Below are 18933 nucleotides of genomic sequence, written 5' to 3'. Positions count from 1 at the left end.
TTAAGGCGTTTACCGTCTGGTTGCCAACCGTTCGAAAACCGAAATATTTGCTACGTTTAGTTAAGACGGTTATCAGAGAGAGCAAGATGAACAAATATCGCCTGAGCGACGATACACGCCTTTGGCAATGGAAAAATGGCGAAACAACCCACTCGACCACATTACGGCAGATTATCGCCACGGCGGAGTTTAACGACGTGACGATAGGTACGAAAGGTGGATGGATTGACGATGAGCGCGCCCTCGCACAAGACGGTGACTGTTGGATCTACGACGAAAACAGCGTGGTGTTCGCCGGTGCCACCGTATCCGGCAACGCGCGGCTTACTCTGCCTTGCATCATCAGCCACGAAGCGCATATCGGCGACAATTGCTGGCTGGACGAGGCTGAAGTCAGCCATGGAGCCCGAATAAGTGACAACGTCACCATTCAGCACTCCTGTGTTCGGGGTGAATGTCATATTTATGGCAATGCCCGCGTGCTTCACAACAGCGTCGTTATTGCCGCCAAAGGCCTGACGCCGGACCATGAACAGATCCTGCAAATCTACGATAACGCGACGGTCAGCCAGTCACGCATTGTGCATCAGGCGCAAATCTACGGCGATGCGATGGTGAATGATGCCTTTATTGAGCACCGCGCCGAAATATTCGACAACGCAATCCTTCAAGGCAACGATCTCAATAACGTCTGGGTGTGCGACTGCGCAAAGATCTATGGCAATGCCCGCGTGATTGCCGGTTTTGACGACGATGCCATTCCGACGGTGCGCTACAGCTCTCAGGTCGCGGAGGATGCGGTGGTAGAAGGAAACTGCATCATAAAACACCACGTTCTGATTGGGGGACAGGCATGGCTACGCGGTGGGCCGATCATGCTGGATGATAAAGTCGTGATTCAGGGACGGGCGAGGATCAGCGGCGATGTGCTGATTGAGCACCGGGTTGAAATCACCGACGATGCGGTGATTGAAGCGTTTGCCGGTGAGAATATTCATCTGCGCGGCGAAAAGGTCATTAATGGCAACCAGCGCATTACCCGCACGCCCCTGCTGGGCGCGCTATAGCGTGTAAATCTTGCCGTAGATGTTCACATCGTCGAAATGACCATTGAGGAATTCCGCTTCGCGCAGGCAACCTTCCAGCGTAAAACCGTTGCGCAGGGCAACTTTGTTGCTGTGCTGATTCGCGACCCGACACTTAATCACAAAACGACGGATTTCACCGCGTTCAGCGTAGTAACGCATAAACGCCTGCAATGACTGAGAGAGGATCCCCTGCCCTTGATGCGCTTCATCCAGCCAGTAGCCGATGTACCCGGCTTTGTTGGCCGGTTCAATCGTGTTAAACGACAGCACGCCGACCAGCCCATCATCCTTAAAGATCAAAAACATTTTGGCGTAGCCGCGCTGGTGCAGCATCTGGTTACTCTGCACGTTACGGCGGGTATCTTCTTCGCTGCTCGCGTGCTGGGCCCAGTCAAAGGCGGTTTGCAGAAAAGCTCTGTTTTTGACGACAAGGTTGTGCAGTTCGGCGGCGTAGCGCTCTTCAACGGCGCGCAGTTCGATGTGTTGCGATACAGGGATGATTTCAGATGTCATAATACCTCATATTAACGAATGTGACTCTTTAAACAAGAATGCCGTTTCACAATACTAAGCTTTGTTATTCTCATGGCTTCTTGCTCGAGCGCATAAAAATTTGCTGAGCAAATCTTAAAGTATTCATTACCCGTGAATGGCTCAGAGTGAGTGTAACTACGTTCATTATTTACTGAAGAGCAACCGGCAGAATGCAGGAAAGTTGAATTTGAAGGATCCATCTCACTGCTTATTTCACTTCTTTTACGCAAATTTAAAACATAGCCTTCAGGGTTTGCATTCAGCCAGTTTTTATATTGCACTTCGCTGTTATCGAGTTCTTCACTGTGAAATCGCACAACGGAGGCATTACGATCAGTAATATATTTCATCGCAGCCAGAAGATAGGAGGCTTTGAAAGTCACATCCTGGTAGTCTTTCGCTAACAAACTTTCAGCTTCTTCAAACCGCTCAACAAATGCTGCAACCTCTTTGGGATCGATACGGCTAATATTATCTTTTCCATTTCGGACAAACAGCTTTTGCTCTTCAGTGTAGAGAGTGAAAGGAACATTCCTTGATCCAGTGTACAGCTCGACGGGGTGGGAAAAATACTCCAACATTAGATGATAGAAATCTTTATAAGCCATGATTCTGTCTCCCTTTAATATTCGTGAAATGCGTGGCTGTTTTGTTGCTCATCATAAATGACTTCAGGCTCATCTTCAGGGAAGCAACTGAACGAATCCTGCCATTCGCCTTTCACCAATCCACCAGATTCAAGGTCAAAGGGCACACACCATAGAGATAAATCTTCGTCAAAACGGAACACCGGTAATGGCGCAGCAAAGTACTGATGACGCGGATAAATCAGCATCATTTTGCCTTTCCCATGAAGATACTTTTGCCCATAGGCGAACATCTGATACAGGTCCGACTGGCTGATTTCATACTTCCTCAGAGCATCATCAGCTCTGCTATCTAATAGCTTCCATTTAGCATCCATAACCACCGTCTGCTCGCCGGTGATAAGAAAGTCAGGTTTAAGCATGAACCATCGTTGAGATAACTTTTCGCCAACAGGAACATGTTCTAACAAGTACTGGCTCTTAGTCTGCTCAATAAGCTGGTAATCGTGATGCAACGCTCCAGCCAGACCGTATCCTACCCAGCCCTCATATAACTTCTCCATAGGGAACAGCAAAGATATTCCCTGATGCAATCCATATTGAAAATCTGGATTCATCTGTTCAAGAATGAGCTGGCACCACGGCTTTATCGCGCGATAGCCAAAGAGATATTTACCGTCACTCCACTGCCTCATTGAAAGTGTTGTACTGCCAGAGATCGGCACTATGCCATCCAGTTGGTGGCTAAGTGAATTTGCCTGCCTCCAGCTCTGCCCTTGTCTGGTCATTTTGAGAGTCCAGTCTAAAGCAGTCCGTAACAGGCGATTTTCGATACGCTGAGGGGAGAACTCAGCATAACGCACATGAAAATGAGTGCCTCTGCCCGGAGGCATTCTCATTTGCGCAGTGACATCCAATTGACCACGGATGAATGCACTATGCTCATCCTCAATGAGGTGATAATCGAAACGCAGTCCTTTGCGAACTAAATCAGTAAGATGTCGCAAAAACTCGCTGATTATCCATTCATGTAGAGGCTGGTCACTACGTTGCAATACCGCCTGGCTCGCCTCACGAGGTGCAATTCCGGTAGAGGCACTTAGCATTCGGCGTAAAAGCTGACGCAGAGGGACTATTTCAGCGGGAACGTCAAGAGTGGTTTTTGGCAGAATTTCAATTGACTCGCCAGTCGGGGATTGCAGATAACCGACATAGCTTCCCAAACGCAAAAATCGCCTCCCTTCCCGGCTGAGAATTTGAGAGGTACCACTCCACTTTTGTTGCAATTGCTCAAGCCAGGAAAATGTTGCTTCAGAGACAATTCCCAAATCCATACTGGCTGGTTGAGAGTTATCACAGGTAAGCAGAGCATATTCCCGGACCTGAATCATCATGCCACAATACCCTGATAAGCTTCTGCCGACACGAAAGCATGTTCATTGATACGAAAACGCCTGTCAGACAAACTATCCGCAATATCTTTCGGGAATAGCGCAGAAAATGACGGTAATTGTGCTGACTGTTGCAAGAGAATAAAACGGTTTTCTTTCGCTTTCACTGAATCATTAAGCACCCAACCGATACGTTCATAATCATCAAAGAAATACTCTCTCAGCAATGGAATGAGTTTTTCCTGGAAGATGCTGGCAAGACAGGCTTCACGGTCGGCGTTATTTTCTAATTTCTTTAATGGCATGAAGTAAGCATGACCAATCATATGCTCACTATCCAGCAGTGCTTCGATACGTTGATTAATGCGCGTTAACAACGTTTCGACATCAACGCCAAACGCAGTGACCCCAGCTAATAACTCCGGTCGTGCAGGCATTTCGGTAAAGCTAAAGCGTCGTCTTAGCGCCAGGTCCATTTGTATCAGGGATTTATCCGCAGTATTCATCGTCCCAATGACATAGACATTTCTTGGCACGGAAAACAGCTGTTTAGAATAAGGCAGGACTAAGGAGCGGGAATCTTCAGCTCCCAATCGTTTATCGGATTCCAACAGAGTAATCAATTCACCAAAGATACGGGCAATATTTCCCCTGTTTATCTCATCGATAATGAGCACATGCGGTAATGCTTGATTATCACTTGTTTCTACCGGGGCCAATAGTTGAGACAGTTTTTCTCTGTCAATTGAGGCATCCCTCAACTCATATAATGTCATCTGTGAAAGTGCTTTTAAAAAAAGCTGCTCTTTCGGTAAGCTCGGTGAATAAGTTCGTAACCAGTTGACCTTACGCATTTGGTGATAGCCTACGCGTTCATCATTTGGCAGGAATTGATAATCCCCGGCGATCTCGGCGATGGCCCTGAACTTATGATTACCATCGGAAATAATAACCAGATCGCCATTCCGAATGATATTTTTAAACATGTTGACCGCAGTCAACATGTATTCACTTCTCTCAACCTGGCCTTCATTCGATTCGTCTATGCGTAATCGGACATCCGCAGGAGTAGTGCAACCACTAAAATCAAGATTATCTCCCCAACCCAATAAAATATAATTGTTCGCAAGGCACTCATCGAAAATATAATCTTCACCGTCAAGAGTATTTCCAAGAGACATTTTCCAAATCCGTCTCCCATTCAAAGACAATGACTGGGTTGAACTACCACTCGTTTTAACTTCAGCATTCAGGCACAGCTGCTTAAAAATACCATCCATAACTTCGTAGCGAAGCGTACCCGAGCTTTCATCAGTAGTCGCACGAATACCCTCGATAAAGTCCTCATAGGAGAAACTTTGATGGAAAGTGGTAAACATGATGCGCTGCTTTTCTACCAGAATCTGATACCGCTGCTTTACCTTTTCCCGTAAGTCATTGCCATGATGCTCACGCGTAGCCTGTTGATACCATGCATTATCCGCAATTTTGACTGCCAATTCGGTCGTCGTGTAGGTTTTACCCGTGCCTGGTGGTCCAAAGAGAATCTGGTTTAAGGGATACATTAACGATTGCTCCTTGTTTTCGTTGTCTCTTTTTAGTCCAGGCTGGGTGATCAAAGAGGGTTGGCCTCTCAACAAATTCACGAGAGCCTGTAGCGCTTCGACTGATTCAACATCAGTTGCATAACCATATTGGGAGGTACCATTATCTTTCGGGTAACGTCGATAGCTGGTGCTTTTTACTTTTTCCCAAAGGCAGTAGAGACCCTCAATGCGATCAATTTCCGCCTTTAAGGCAAGGGTGTCTGGTGCGAGAACCAATGGGCTCTTGTTAACAACGCCGTCCCGACTGCGTTTGACATACAGATACTTCCCATTTCCGAGCGGATGCTCGGATGCATAGCTTGGCTCGAATTTTCCATCCTCAAGCCGGTAACCCAATTCATTCAGTGCATGGAATATCTGGAGCGAATTCAGCATTTCCTACACCACTCCTTGTTAAGAAAGCAGCACAAATGAGAACATATGCTAAATCATGATTTATAACAGTTAATCGCCCGGCAGCGTTACGCTTACCAGGCGCAGTTCAACTCGATTAACGCATTACCCTGTCATCAACGTACTGACGTTTATCCGGTGCTGGCGGGAAATACTGATACAGCCAGGTTTCACTGATGGCATCCCCCTGGCAGCGCAGGAACAAACGCATGTCCACTGGTTCGGTCGAATCCGATGTTGGATACCAGTCAAACAGAATGCGATAGCCGTCAAACGGTTCAACGTAAAGGATCTCAACCCGCTTCGCTTCACCGCTGGAGAGCGTAATGACCGGCTCGATGCCTTTTGGTGCAGCCGCTTTCAGGTCGCCACCGACAAAGTCGATAGCGAAGCGACGGGCCCACACTTTCGGGTAATTTTCGCCGGGTGCCCACCCTTCCGGGAAGCCCCCCATACCGGTGCGGGTCGCGAAGACCGTTGCCAGCGGAGAACGCACTGGCGGCATGGCGCTCCAGTAGAGGCGATATTTGAAGTCCAGCTCGTCGCCCGCTTTGACCGCTTTTTCTGGCTGCCAGAAACAAACCACGTTATCCAGCGTTTCACCCGTGGTCGGGATCTCCATCAGGCCAACTGAGCCTTTGCCCCAGTCATTGCGTGGCTCAACCCACAGGCTTGGGCGTTTGTTATACCAGCCCATCACGTCCTGATAGTGCGAGAAATCGCGATCAAGTTGCAGCAGGCCGAACCCTTTCGGGTTTTTGTCCATATAGGCATTGAACTGCAGCTTCTGCGGGTTGTTCAGCGGACGACAGATCCACTCCCCGTTGCCGCGCCACATGGCCAGGCGGTCGGAGTCATGAATTTGCGGGTGAATGGTGTCACACATGCGGCGTTCGTTATTACCGCAGCTGAACATGCTGGTCATCGGCGCGATGCCGAGTTGCTTAATGTCTTTACGCGCATAGAGGTGGTTTTCCACCTCCATAATCACCTGGCTCTTCTCGCAGTGGATCAAGAATTTATAAGCACCAGTGATGCTTGGGCTGTCCAGCAGCGTATAAACGGTAAAAGTGGTGTCACCAGGTTTGACGGTTTCAAACCAGAACGAGGTGAAATCCGGAAACTCTTCCGGTGTGTCGGTAAAGGTATCTACCGCCAGGCCACGTGCGGAAAGACCGTACTGGTAGGTGTCATCAACCGCACGGAAATAGCTCGCACCGAGGAAAGAGACGATATCGCGACGCGCCAGTTCAGGGGCTTTAAACGCACGGAAGCCCGCAAAGCCGAGATCGCTTTGCCCTTCCAGCTGTTTGGTATCCACACCCGTTTCACCATAGCTGAACAGCTCCGGACGGAAGTGGATCTCGCGCGCCATAGAAGTAGACTGGTCGAGCGAGAACATCCGCACGCGGCGACGGAAACCCATTCCCATATGGAAGAACTGCACGTCCAGTTGACGCCCTTCAATGTTATTCCACAGAGACTGCTTTTCATCGTAGCGGATGGCGTTGTACGCCTGCGGCGTCATGGTGGCCAGCGTGTCCGGCAGCGGGCGCGGCGCACCACCCCACGGGGTTTTCGCCAGGTCATGCGCCATGGATTGCAGTACGGAGAAATCAAAACGACGGCTCTGGCCGTCAGCAATGTCAGAGTCAGCAGCGTATGCCGCTTTGGAAAACAGAGAAGCAAGGCCAGATGTGCCGCTCAGGGCTGCCACTGCCAGCGAGCCTTTTAGAAAACGTCTGCGATTCATGCCTGGAAAAACGTCCTTATGGTCGTGTGAATGTGTTTCGCGCTCGGCGAAATGACGGCAAGAAAGAACGCACAGCCTAAACAAAAATGGTTAAGAATCCAATTGTTGGCCGGTGATTATATGAACAAAGTGTGAAATATTTTCTGTCGACCAGAACGGCCCGAAAGTGGTGTAAAGAAAGCCTGGAGAATGTGTAGAAAAATGCCCCGGCGCGACATCGTTCGCCGGGGCCAATGAGGCGGTTATTTTACGCTGACATCGATACCCGGGAAGTACTTATCAGCGAGTTTAGCGATCGTGCCGTCGGCACGTACTTTATCAATCGCGGCATCAAGTTGCTTTTTGGTGGCCTCGTCACCTTTACGCAACCCAAAACCGATCCCACTGCCGAGGATAGTGTCGTCAGACACCGGTTTGCCGATGAAGCCAAACCCTTTCCCCTGCGGCTTGCTGAGGAAACCTGCCTGCCCGGCCGCTGACATGACCAGCGAGGCGTCGATCCGACCATTCAGCAGATCGCCCCAGGCCATATTCTGATCTTTATAAGACACCACGGTGACACCCTGCTTTTCCCAGTGCTCTTTCGCATAGGTTTCCTGAATGGATCCCTGCAGCACACCGATGGTTTTTCCCTTCAGCCCTTCGGGAGTCGCCTCTACCGCCGTTCCGGCCTTACCGACCAGCTGCGACGGAATACGGTAGATCGGTTGGGTAAAATCAATACTCTTGCGGCGCTGTTCGGTGATATTCATCGCCGAGTTGATCGCGTCGAATTTCTTCGCCACCAGCCCCGGAATCAACGCATCAAACGAGGTTTCAACCCAGGTGCACTTCAGCGCTGCGGCTTTACAAATGGCATTCCCCAGTTCAACGTCAAACCCTTCCAGTTCGCCCGCCGCATTACGGCTCTCAAACGGCGGATATTCCGCTTCCAGACCGTAACGCAGCTCGGTAGCCGCGAAGGAAGAAAAAGTACACAGCAATCCCATGCCGACAACTAACGCGCGTAATTTCATCCAATACTCCTCAGCGTGGTTTAACCCGACACAGGGCCTGGGCACCTGCCCGTAACGTCGCCTCATCTTTCGCAAAAGAGAGACGAATCAATTTATTATCCGTACCGTCCGCATAAAACGCCGACAGCGGAATGGTGGCAACACCGTACTCAACGATCAGCCGTTTCACCAGCTCGCTATCGCGCTCATCGCTAAACTGGCTGTAGTCCGCCAGCATGAAGAACGACCCGGCACTCGGCAACAGGGTAAACGGCGAATCCTCAAGCAGACTTTGCAGCAGATCGCGCTTACGCTGGTAAAACGCCGACAGCGACAGCCAGGTTTGCGGATCAACCATATGCTCAGCAAAGGCATGCTGCATTGGCGTATCGGCAGAAAACATTAAAAATTGATGGACTTTACAAATCTCGTCCATCAGTACCGCCGGGGCAACACAGTAACCCACACGCCACCCGGTAACGTGATAGGTTTTTCCGAAAGATGAGATAATCACGCTACGCTCCGCCAGCTGCGGGTGGGTGGCCATCCCGTGGTGCGGTTCACCATCAAAAACAACGTGTTCGTACACTTCGTCAGACAAAATAATGATATCGGTATTGCGCGTCAGCGCCGCCAGCTGCTGCAGGTCGTTGGCTGAGAAAACCTGACCGCTCGGGTTGTGCGGCGTATTGATGATAATCATACGCGTACGCGGGGTGATCGCGGCACGCACTTCATCCCAGTTGACGGCAAAATCCGGCACCGTGAGTTTGATGGCGACCGGGGTTGCCCCCTGTAGGCGGACAATTGGCGCATAGCTGTCAAATGACGGTTCAAAGTAGATCACCTCATCGCCCGGGTGCACCAGCCCGCTGATTGCCGAATAAAGCCCTTCGCTGGCGCTGGCGGTGACCAGCACCTCGCTACCTGGGTCATACTGCGTGCCGTAGAGGGTGGCAATTTTATCGGCAATGCGTTCTTTGAGCGGCTGCAGACCGGTCATCGCAGCGTACTGGTTGTGCCCTGCCTCCATTGCGCGGGTGACGCCCGCAATCAGCTTCGGGTCGCAGGAAAAATTCGGTGCGCCCTGAGAAAGGTTAATCGCGTTATGCTGCGCCGAGAGCTGGCCGATAACGGTAAAAATGGTGGTACCCACATCAGGCAGTTTAGAGCGTGTTTGCACCGGCGTTCGTAAAGTCATCCTCTTTCCCTTCTCATGGACATTGCATAACTATTCAAACAACAAGTGAGTTGTCGGGACAATCGAATTGTTGTCATAATAGCCATGAGAAAAATGCATAGCTGAGGTGTTTATATGTCGCGCCGTTCGCTCCCGCTCAATGCCATCGACGCATTTTTAGTCACCGCGCGTCACCTGAACCTCACCCACGCCGCCGCTGAGCTTTGCCTGACACAGGGGGCAGTGAGCCGCAAGATCGCTTCCCTTGAAGCGTGGTTTGGCTTTCCGCTATTTGAGCGTCATGCGCGTGGGCTGCGGCTGTCACCGCAGGGAAGCGCCCTGTTGCCTGAACTGCAATCGTCTTTCGAGCAATTGCTGACGGTGGCCGACCGGGCCCGCAGCCAGCAAACCGTCATCCGCTTAAAAGCCCCCACCTGCGCCATGCGCTGGCTGGTCCCCCGCCTGCTGGAGGTGGAGCGTGAACAGCCGGATCTGCAAATTGCGTTGACCACCACCACCGATCACAACGTGAATTTCAAAACCGAATCTTACGACGCGGCCATCGTGTTCGGCACGCATATGAGTGCCGGCGACCTGCTGTTTGAAGAGGCGTTAACCCCGGTGCTTAGCCCTATGCGCGCGAGCGCCGCACTGGGTTCGTTGACATTTCTTCACCCGACAAGAGATAAGACAGACTGGTCATTGTGGCTGGCAAAACAGGAAGGTCCGGGCTTTGTTATGCACAAAAATCAACACTTCGATACGATGGATCTCGCCATTACGGCGGCCATTCAAGGGCTGGGCATCGCCATTGCCGACGAAACGTTGGTAGAAGAAGATGTCCGTGCCGGAAGGCTAACGCGGCCCTATGAGGCAAGTATAAAAACCGGCGCGAGCTACCGCCTGGTGCTGCGCGAAACGCCTGGCGAAGAAAATGGGCTGGCGGCGTTTCGCGCTTGTTTGCTTAGTCGAGGCTGACGTGATGCTTCATCACCCGCCTGAAGAGACCCATGCGCGCACGCATAAAGCGGTTTTCAAGCCTGAAACCTGCATGTTTATTCAATCCAATACGTAACAGAACGTCCCTCCCTTTGCGACATGCTGGCCAGTGCGTGGGCCCAGGCAGGATGTCGCGACGCCCGGCGTCACGCGCGAAACTTACCCAGTAATCGGCCACCTGGGCAGCAAACTGGAGATCGCGTGCATTAACATACTGACGCGACGGTTCTACCTGACCAAGCGTATCGAACACATAGGGAACTTCATTGCCGTGCCAGGCACCGTTGATATAGGTGTCATGTTCTGCTTCCGCGACATAGTCGAACCAGTAACGCCAGCACAATCCGCCGATACGCTGTTGAGCCTGCATCACTACGTAGCCCATCGTGGTGAACGCCATATCGCGGCACACCTGTCGGCCCAGCTCTTCGTCACCTTTGACGCCAGGATAGAGCAGCTTAATCAACCCCAGACCAAAGCGACGTTCGCGGCGCAGTTTCTGGATTTGCCCGGCAAGATCGATACCAAACACCGCCATCACGCTGGCTTCATCGCTGTTTGAACCAATCATCACCGGCACAGGATGCTGTCGGGCGGCGAAGAAGACATCGAGCATCGCTTCCGGCAGCACGCAATCCCCGACGATGGGTGCCGGGGCAATGTTCAGCGGTGCGGTTAATGGCCAGAACGCGTCGGGCGGAATAGCGCGTAGCTCCTCGGCTGTCGCATTCTCCAGGCCAAAATGGGCGGCCAGCGCTTCCCCCTTCTGCAGTGCCTGCTCGCGCGGCGTGTCAGGTAAGGTGTAACCGCTTTGTACAATCGCCTTATGGAACAATCCTTCTGCCAATGGCGAGGCCAGCAGCGAAAGCACGCTGCGCGCGCCAGCGGATTCGCCAAACAGGGTCACGTTAGCAGGGTCGCCGCCAAACGCAGCAATGTTATCCCGCACCCATTCGAGCGCGGCGATCTGGTCCAGCAGGGCAAAATTATGCACAACGCGATCTTCTTCACCCTCCAGTGCAGGATGGGCAAAGAAGCCAAGATGACCGAGGCGATAGTTGATCGTGACTACAACCACACCGCGCATTGCCAGCGCTTTGCCGTTATAGGGCGGCAGGCCCCCGGCACCAATGGTAAACCCGCCGCCGTGCAACCAGACCATCACCGGAAGCGATTCCGCGCGCTCTTTGGGAGACCAGACGTTGAGATAGAGACAATCTTCAGAAAACTGGCCCGGATCGCCGCCGCCTAGCTCCTGACAATACTCGCTGCTTTGCCAGCTTGAGGCCGAAAAGGTGGTGGCTTCGCGAAGTCCATCCCACGGTTCAGGCTGCCGCGGGGAACGCCAGCGCCACTCGCCCACGGGCGGTGCGGCGTAGGGAATACCGCACCAGACATGGACATTTTCATCGGTTAAACCAGACAGTGCGCCGCAGCGCGTTTCAACCACAGGGGCGGAAGGATTTTGCATAACAACCTTATATTTTCCATCACACCCCAGCAGAGTAACGGTTTCAGAGCAAACCGCAACGCTGTTTGCTTCGTACTTCAGCCTCCTGATAGAGCGTAAACTCGTCATACACCGGGCAGCCCAGCGCCGCTTCAAAGGCATCGCGGCTGGCATTTCCGTGGCTGCGCGCCTGGGTTTCGTTCCCGAGATTGGACTGAAATATCCCGGCGGCGCTGACCGGCAGGAAATCTTCGTAGGTAATCGGCTGAGCGACCACCCACCCACGTTCGATCAGCGGCTGCGGATCGTCTCCGGGACGAAACGCGTGGCGATGCGCTTCCCCCGCAGGCGTCAGACGATAGCGGAAATAGGCCAGCTCCTGACGACGCATTAGCATTTCGCTGTCCGGGAAAGCGTTAAAGATCTCCCGCAAATGCAACTGGTGGGTCAGGTTATCTTTACCGGTACCGGCCTGTGCGAGCAGGCTATCGTACAGTTCACGACCTTTCGGGGTCAGAGCTACGCCGCGCTGTTCAATCTCACCAAAGCGCGCGGTGTGGGTGCCTTTATGTTCACCGGCAAACAGCACTGGTTCTTCCAGCGCCTTAAAGCTGGTCTGGCGCAATAAGACGGGAACCTCTCGACGAGGAGGGCCTTCGATCAGAATTTTAGGTTCGATACCGTACTTCGGCATCAGCTCCTGCACCCGGTCGATATCCAGGGTACGCGGCGTGAGGTGGTTAATGTGGCAGCCCGGGAAGCAAACCACATCGGCAATCAGCCGGTGTTCGTTGTGCAGGGCCAGATAGGTTTCCTGATCGACCGTCGCATGACGATGCCAGCGGAAGGTTTCCAGCGCTTCCTGCACAAATTCGTGCGCCTGTGCGTCAGTAAACTGCCCTTCCGACTCATGGAGCTCGATCAGCGCCAGACAGCGTGGGGTAAAGATGTTCCGGTGAGACAGGATCTCCGCCGCACGTTCACGCAGCGCAACGTTTTCAATCAGCTCAAGACGCAGCAGCGAGGTAAAGATACGAAACGGATTACGGCACAGCGCCGCATCGTCTATCGGACGAAACGCAGTGGAGTGGACCGGCACCCCCGCCTGAGAGAGATCGTAATAGCTGACCGGGTACATGCCCATGATGGCAAACATACGACGCAGGGTTGATAGTTCCTGTGCCGTGCCGACGCGGATCGCCCCGTGGCGCTCCACGTTCAGGCGCGCCAGTTCATCGGCATTAGCCAGTTGTTCATGTAATAGCGGGTTATTTTCCAGAACCGCCAGGTTTACGTCTGCGACCAGTTCGAGCAAAGTGCCGTATTGCGGAACTTCCTGCTGGTACATCGCCGACATAGCCTGCGAAAAGCGTTCCCGAATGTCATCAGCCGTGATGGTGTTCGCCATGATGTCATGCCTCCAGTGAATATTACCTGGAGTGTAGAGAAACCCGTTCCTTCCTGGGGGAAGAATTTCTGATTTGTGATCTTAAGACGACAGTGGTCAAACCGTGTGCTACTGGCCCCCTGAACAACCCCGAACGGAACCATTATTTTATCCTCACACTGTCTCCAGACGAGGATTTTGCCAACAGGGTCTACACTCTATCTTTAGGTAAAGAGGTTCGCGGAAGTTGGCACGGCGATCCGCATTCCGACCTGCTCACCGTGGCCGATTGCGGCACCGGTATCAAAAACCGTAATCGGTTTTGCCTGGTAGCAAAAGCAGCCCGGCGATGCGCGTGCCCCATCGTTTCAGAGGTACGGACCATGTTCGCACTTGATGCATTCCATTTAGCAAGAATTCAGTTCGCTTTTACCGTCTCGTTCCACATCCTGTTTCCTGCGATCACCATCGGGCTCGCCAGCTATCTGGTGGTGCTGGAGGGCATGTGGCTGCGCACCAAAAACGACGTCTGGCGATCGCTGTACCATTTCTGGCTCAAGATATTTGCCGTTAACTTCGGGATGGGCGTCGTTTCCGGTCTGGTCATGGCGTATCAGTTTGGCACCAACTGGAGCGGCTTCTCACAGTTCGCCGGCAGTATTACCGGCCCACTCCTGACCTATGAGGTGTTAACCGCCTTCTTCCTGGAAGCCGGTTTCCTTGGCGTTATGATGTTCGGCTGGAATAAGGTCGGTCCGGGTCTGCACTTCTTTTCAACCTGCATGGTGGCGCTCGGCACGCTGATGTCGACCTTCTGGATCCTCGCCTCCAACAGCTGGATGCATACCCCGCAGGGTTTCACTATCGAGAACGGGCAGGTTATCCCGCAGGACTGGCTGGCGATTGTCTTTAACCCCTCCTTCCCTTACCGCCTTATTCATATGGCCATCGCCGCTTTTTTGAGCAGCGCTCTGTTTGTCGGGGCATCGGGCGCATGGCATCTGCTGCGCGGTAACGATACCCCCGCCGTTCGCACCATGTTTTCGATGGCGATGTGGATGGCGCTGGTGGTCGCGCCCATTCAGGCGGTGGTGGGCGATATGCACGGCCTGAACACGCTTGAGCATCAGCCGGCAAAAATTGCCGCCATTGAGGGGCACTGGGAAAATCCTCCCGGCGAGGCTACCCCGCTGCTGCTGTTTGGCCTGCCGGATATGGACGAGGAGCGCACCAAATACGGTCTGGAAATCCCCGCGCTCGGCAGCCTTATCCTGACGCACAGCCTGGATAAGCAGGTCCCGGCGCTGAAAGACTTTCCGAAAGAAGATCGCCCAAACTCGACCATCGTTTTCTGGTCGTTCCGCGTGATGGTCGGGATGGGACTGCTGATGATTACCCTTGGTCTTATCAGCGTCTGGCTGCGCTATCGCCATCGACTTTACCACTCGCGCCCGTTCCACTGGTTTGCCCTCTGCATGGGGCCTGCCGGGCTGCTGGCGCTGCTCGCCGGATGGGTAACCACCGAAGTGGGACGTCAGCCGTGGGTCGTCTATGGCTACCTGCGCACCATCGACGCGGTATCGCTGCACAGCACCTTGCAGATGAGCATCAGCCTGCTGGCGTTCTTCGTCGTCTACTCGTCGGTGTTTGGCGTAGGCTATGTCTATCTCATCCGGCTGATTAAGAAAGGTCCTCGGCCCGTCGATACGCTGACGTCAAACACCTCGGGCACGCCTGCCCGTCCGCTGTCTGCCGCTGAGTCTGTTCCGGAAGAGGAGAAAATCTGATGGGTGTCGATATCTCAGTGATTTGGTTTGCCATCATCGTGTTTGCCACGCTGATGTACATCATTATGGATGGCTTCGATCTGGGCATTGGCCTGCTGTTCAACTTCGTCGGCGATGCCAGAGAGCGCGATGTGATGGTCAACAGCGTGGCGCCCGTCTGGGACGGTAACGAGACCTGGCTGGTACTCGGCGGCGCGGGGCTCTTCGGCGCATTTCCGCTGGCCTATGCGGTCATTATTGATGCGCTGACGATCCCCCTCACCGCGATGCTGATCGGCCTCATTTTTCGCGGCGTCGCCTTTGAGTTCCGCTTCAAAGCCACCCCCTCACACCGCAAGTTCTGGGACTACTCCTTTGCTGGCGGCTCCCTGCTCGCCACCTTCAGCCAGGGCGTGGTGGTGGGGGCGATGATAAACGGCTTCGACGTGGAGGGACGGCGGTTTGTTGGCTCGGCGCTGAACTGGCTCACACCCTTTAACCTCTTCTGCGGCATCGGTCTGGTCGTCGCCTACACGCTGCTGGGCACAACCTGGCTCATTATGAAAAGCGAAGGCGCGTTGCAGGTCCGTATGCGCGAGCTGACCCGCCACGTGCTGCTGGCGCTGATAGTGGTAATTGCGGTGGTGAGCGTCTGGACGCCGCTCGGCTGGCAGTACGTGGCCGACCGCTGGTTTACCCTACCCAACTTCTTCTGGTTCCTGCCGGTTCCTCTGCTGGTCGGGATCTTCAGCGTGTTGATCTGGCGCCTGACCCGCAATCCGACCAGCCACGCGCGCCCTTTTCTGCTGACGCTGGGACTTATTTTCCTCGGGTTTAGCGGACTGGGCATCAGCCTCTGGCCGAATATTATTCCGCCGCGTATCACCCTGTGGGAAGCCGCAGCCCCGCCTGCCAGCCAGCTGTTTATGCTGGTCGGGACATTACTGATTATTCCGGTGATCCTGGCGTACACCGCCTGGAGCTACTATGTCTTCCGGGGCAAGGTTTCGGATACTGAAGGCTATCACTGAGGAACGCCATGACGGCGGACTGTTGTCGCGAAAAAGAATGTTTCTCTGTCCGCCTGTCATTTCTCGAAAGGAATATTCGAAATATATACATGGCGTTCAATCATGGCATATTTAATTTCTCGCATACCTGTATAGCAATTATTATGGCGGCCAATAGCAGAATACCTTCGATTTTTAAGGTGCGTGTTTTTAGGACTTATCACATTTGCCCCATAAAGGAATAGCAATAATACTTAATAATTCAATACACCCAAAGATGAAGGATATCAGATGAAATTATCATCCGCTTTCGCTTTAGTGATATTTCTGGCTCCGACCGCATGGGCAGATAATAACGGCGGATTACAAAAAGGCGAAGCCCCACCGCCACCTCATTCGCTGGATAGCGGATATCGCGGAACCGACGATGCGCGCATTATGACAATCACTCAGGCAAAACAAATGCACGATGGTGCAACAATTTCATTGCGCGGTAATCTTATTGACGGTAGCGGCGATAAATTTGTATTTCAGGATAAAACCGGAAAAATCGACGTTATTATTCCCCAGACAGTCTTCGACGGCAGAACGGTAAAACCCGACCAAATGATCGGTATTAACGGTTCGCTTGATAAAAAATCATCCCCTGCCGTCGTCCGCGTAGATCGTTTGCAGAAATAATTCAGCGAAGCGTTAACGCTGCAGTTATCCATCAAATCTCACCCCTTGGCTTAAGGAGTCAGCTATGAGCGATACCCAACAACGTACGAACGCTTACCCGCAACCCCCGTTCCCGGAACAGCCGCAAACGCCGCCGGGACTGGCATCCGAAATGCAACCTGTACCTGACCATGGGGAAACCAGTTACAAAGGGCATGGACGCCTCACCGGCAAAAAAGCGCTGATAACCGGCGGAGACTCCGGTATTGGACGTGCGGTGGCGATTGCCTATGCCCGTGAAGGTGCCGATATTGCCATCAACTACCTGCCGGAAGAGGAGCAGGACGCGGTAGCCGTTATTGACCTGATTAAAGCTGAAGGCCGCACTGCCGTCGCGCTTCCGGGCGATATCAGGGACGAAACCTTCTGCCAGAACCTGGTTGATGAGGCCGCCACCCAACTTGGCGGGCTGGATATTCTGGTGAATAACGCCGGTCGCCAGCAGTTCCGGGAATCAATTGAAGAACTGACTACCGAAGAATTCGACGCGACGTTTAAAACGAACGTGTATGCCCCTTTCTGGATCACCAAAGCCGCTCTGCGCCACCTGAAAGCTTCATCCGTTATCATTAATACCTCCTCCGTGCAGGCGGTGAAGCCCAGCCCCGTACTGTTGGATTATGCCCAGACGAAAGCCTGTCTGGCGGTATTTACCAAAGCATTAGCCAAACAGCTGGGGCCAAAAGGCATTCGCGTCAACGCGGTCGCCCCAGGTCCTTACTGGACGGTGCTGCAATCCAGCGGCGGGCAACCGATGGAAAAAATGAAGGAGTTCGGTGGCGACACCCCGCTGGGGCGTCCGGGCCAGCCCGTCGAGATTGCGCCATTGTACGTCACGCTGGCCTCGGATGAATGTTCCTTTACGTCCGGCCAGGTGTGGTGCTCTGACGGCGGTGACGGCGTGATCTAAACCGGTTAGCTACTCCTCTCCTGAATGCGCGATAAATGAACACGGACGTTCGCTTTTGTGCCCCGTCGAAAAACATGTTGTAACTCAAACAGATCAAATGTTAAAAATATTTTGCTATCAGGTTATCAAAATTAAACAACTTAACTTGTCACCCGCATCGCTCTGTTTTTAACATCGCCTATGGAAAAAAATGGTCTGTTCAGTCAGCGCATCCGCTTGCGCCATTTGCATACATTTGTGGCCGTCGCTCAACAGGGAACGCTGGGGCGTGCGGCTGAAACTCTTAACCTGAGCCAGCCTGCTCTCTCGAAAACGCTGAATGAGCTGGAACAACTTACCGGTACACGTCTTTTTGACCGTGGCCGTTTAGGGGCACAACTGACCCTGGTGGGCGAGCAATTTCTCACGCACGCCGTAAAAGTGCTTGATGCCCTCAACACCGCGGGCCAGTCCCTCAATCGCAAAGAAGAGCACGCCAGCGAAGTTGTGCGCGTGGGAGCCCTGCCTACCGCTGCACTGGGTATTCTGCCTCCGGTCATCGGTCAGTTCCACAAACAGCAAAGACATACCACGATTCAGGTTGCCACCATGAATAACACCATGCTGCTCGCGGGGCTGAAATCAGGTGAGTTGGATCTTGGCATCGGTCGAATGTCCGATCCTGAACTGATGGGTGGTCTGAATTACGAACTGTTGTTCCTGGAATCACTGAAGCTGGTTGTGCGTCCTGACCACCCTCTGTTGCAGGATACCGTGACGTTAAGCCGCGTCATGGAGTGGCCTGTGGTGGTTTGCCCTAAAGGGACGGTCCCGCGAGACACTGCCGAGACACTGCTTAAAATGCAGGGATGTTCGCTGCCTTCGGGTTGTATCGAAACGCTTTCGGCCTCGCTTTCACGCCAGCTTACCCTGGATTATGACTACGTCTGGTTCGTTCCCTCCGGCGCAGTAAAAGATGATTTACGCCAGGGTACGCTTACCGCACTGCCGGTGACGTCGCCTGGCGCCGGTGAACCCATCGGTATTCTGACGCGGGTAGATACCCCGCTTTCCACAGGCGCACAGACGCTGCTGAGCGCCATTCGCAAATCTATGCCGGTCTAGAAACCCTTCCCCTCACTCTACCCCTCTCCCCAAAGGGGGCGAGGGGCAGTCCTGTGCTC

Annotated in this window: 16 protein-coding genes; 7 read left to right on the top strand and 9 right to left on the bottom strand. The window is 53.1% G+C overall.

Going from position 1 to position 18933, the window contains the following annotated elements; genetic code table 11:
* Positions 1–86 precede the first annotated feature (86 nt).
* On the top strand, positions 87–1067 hold the full coding sequence (gene ydcK, locus AAHF05_RS10825; RefSeq protein WP_129325001.1) for a YdcK family protein: 981 nt from the start codon (positions 87–89) through the stop codon (positions 1065–1067).
* On the opposite strand, the gene rimL is transcribed toward ydcK, so the two are convergent.
* The 7 genes from rimL to AAHF05_RS10790 form a co-directional block, all read right to left on the bottom strand.
* A complete protein-coding gene (rimL, locus tag AAHF05_RS10820) occupies positions 1062–1601 on the bottom strand; it encodes a 50S ribosomal protein L7/L12-serine acetyltransferase (protein WP_129325000.1) in 540 nt (179 codons plus the stop codon). The genes ydcK and rimL overlap by 6 nt on opposite strands.
* Positions 1602–1612: 11 nt before the next feature.
* Positions 1613–2230 carry a hypothetical protein gene (locus tag AAHF05_RS10815; protein WP_129324999.1) on the bottom strand — a complete coding sequence of 206 codons (618 nt, stop codon included), beginning with the start codon at positions 2228–2230 and terminating at the stop codon, positions 1613–1615.
* A gap of 14 nt (positions 2231–2244) precedes the next feature.
* The gene (locus AAHF05_RS10810) at positions 2245–3603 is read right to left on the bottom strand and encodes an McrC family protein (RefSeq protein ID WP_129324998.1); all 1359 of its coding nucleotides are present in this window, start codon (positions 3601–3603) and stop codon (positions 2245–2247) included.
* Positions 3600–5582 carry an AAA family ATPase gene (locus AAHF05_RS10805; RefSeq protein WP_129324997.1) on the bottom strand — a complete coding sequence of 661 codons (1983 nt, stop codon included), beginning with the start codon at positions 5580–5582 and terminating at the stop codon, positions 3600–3602. The genes AAHF05_RS10810 and AAHF05_RS10805 overlap by 4 nt, the downstream gene beginning before the upstream one ends.
* A 115-nt stretch (positions 5583–5697) precedes the next feature.
* Entirely contained in the window at positions 5698–7353 is a 1656-nt protein-coding gene (locus AAHF05_RS10800; RefSeq protein ID WP_129324996.1) for a glucan biosynthesis protein D, read from the bottom strand.
* Positions 7354–7595: 242 nt separating this feature from the next.
* On the bottom strand, positions 7596–8369 hold the full coding sequence (locus AAHF05_RS10795) for a transporter substrate-binding domain-containing protein (protein WP_049007271.1): 774 nt from the start codon (positions 8367–8369) through the stop codon (positions 7596–7598).
* Between the two features lie 10 nt (positions 8370–8379).
* The gene (locus AAHF05_RS10790) at positions 8380–9549 is read right to left on the bottom strand and encodes a pyridoxal phosphate-dependent aminotransferase (RefSeq protein WP_049007272.1); all 1170 of its coding nucleotides are present in this window, start codon (positions 9547–9549) and stop codon (positions 8380–8382) included.
* Positions 9550–9663: 114 nt separating this feature from the next.
* Here AAHF05_RS10790 and AAHF05_RS10785 point away from each other — a divergent pair, with 114 nt between their 5' ends.
* Positions 9664–10506 carry a LysR family transcriptional regulator gene (locus tag AAHF05_RS10785; protein WP_129324995.1) on the top strand — a complete coding sequence of 281 codons (843 nt, stop codon included), beginning with the start codon at positions 9664–9666 and terminating at the stop codon, positions 10504–10506.
* Here AAHF05_RS10785 and AAHF05_RS10780 read toward each other — a convergent pair.
* Positions 10493–11998: a carboxylesterase/lipase family protein gene (locus AAHF05_RS10780; RefSeq protein ID WP_129324994.1), complete on the bottom strand. Its 1506-nt coding sequence runs from the start codon at positions 11996–11998 to the stop codon at positions 10493–10495. The genes AAHF05_RS10785 and AAHF05_RS10780 overlap by 14 nt on opposite strands.
* A 43-nt stretch (positions 11999–12041) precedes the next feature.
* Entirely contained in the window at positions 12042–13385 is a 1344-nt protein-coding gene (locus tag AAHF05_RS10775) for a VOC family protein (protein WP_129324993.1), read from the bottom strand.
* A gap of 362 nt (positions 13386–13747) precedes the next feature.
* On the opposite strand from AAHF05_RS10775, the gene AAHF05_RS10770 reads away from it, so the two are divergent.
* The 5 genes from AAHF05_RS10770 (at position 13748) to AAHF05_RS10750 (ending at position 18874) form a co-directional block, all read left to right on the top strand.
* Positions 13748–15151 (top strand): cytochrome ubiquinol oxidase subunit I, encoded by a 1404-nt coding sequence (locus AAHF05_RS10770; protein WP_129324992.1) that lies wholly within the window; start codon positions 13748–13750, stop codon positions 15149–15151.
* Complete coding sequence (gene cydB / locus AAHF05_RS10765) at positions 15151–16161, top strand: cytochrome d ubiquinol oxidase subunit II (protein WP_129324991.1); 1011 nt, start codon at positions 15151–15153, stop codon at positions 16159–16161. Before AAHF05_RS10770 ends, cydB begins: the two co-directional genes overlap by 1 nt.
* A 270-nt stretch (positions 16162–16431) precedes the next feature.
* Positions 16432–16821 (top strand): YdeI family stress tolerance OB fold protein, encoded by a 390-nt coding sequence (locus AAHF05_RS10760; RefSeq protein WP_049007278.1) that lies wholly within the window; start codon positions 16432–16434, stop codon positions 16819–16821.
* Positions 16822–16885: 64 nt separating this feature from the next.
* Positions 16886–17770 (top strand): SDR family oxidoreductase, encoded by an 885-nt coding sequence (locus AAHF05_RS10755; protein ID WP_129324990.1) that lies wholly within the window; start codon positions 16886–16888, stop codon positions 17768–17770.
* Between the two features lie 180 nt (positions 17771–17950).
* Positions 17951–18874, top strand: a complete 924-nt coding sequence (locus AAHF05_RS10750; RefSeq protein ID WP_028017465.1) for a LysR substrate-binding domain-containing protein — start codon at positions 17951–17953, stop codon at positions 18872–18874.
* The last annotated feature ends 59 nt before the right edge of the window (positions 18875–18933 follow it).

Source organism: Enterobacter adelaidei, assembly GCF_041937165.1.
Taxonomy (GTDB): Bacteria; Pseudomonadota; Gammaproteobacteria; order Enterobacterales; family Enterobacteriaceae; genus Enterobacter; species Enterobacter adelaidei.
Note: the sequence above shows the minus strand (reverse complement) of the source record. Positions and strands in the feature narration are given on the sequence as shown.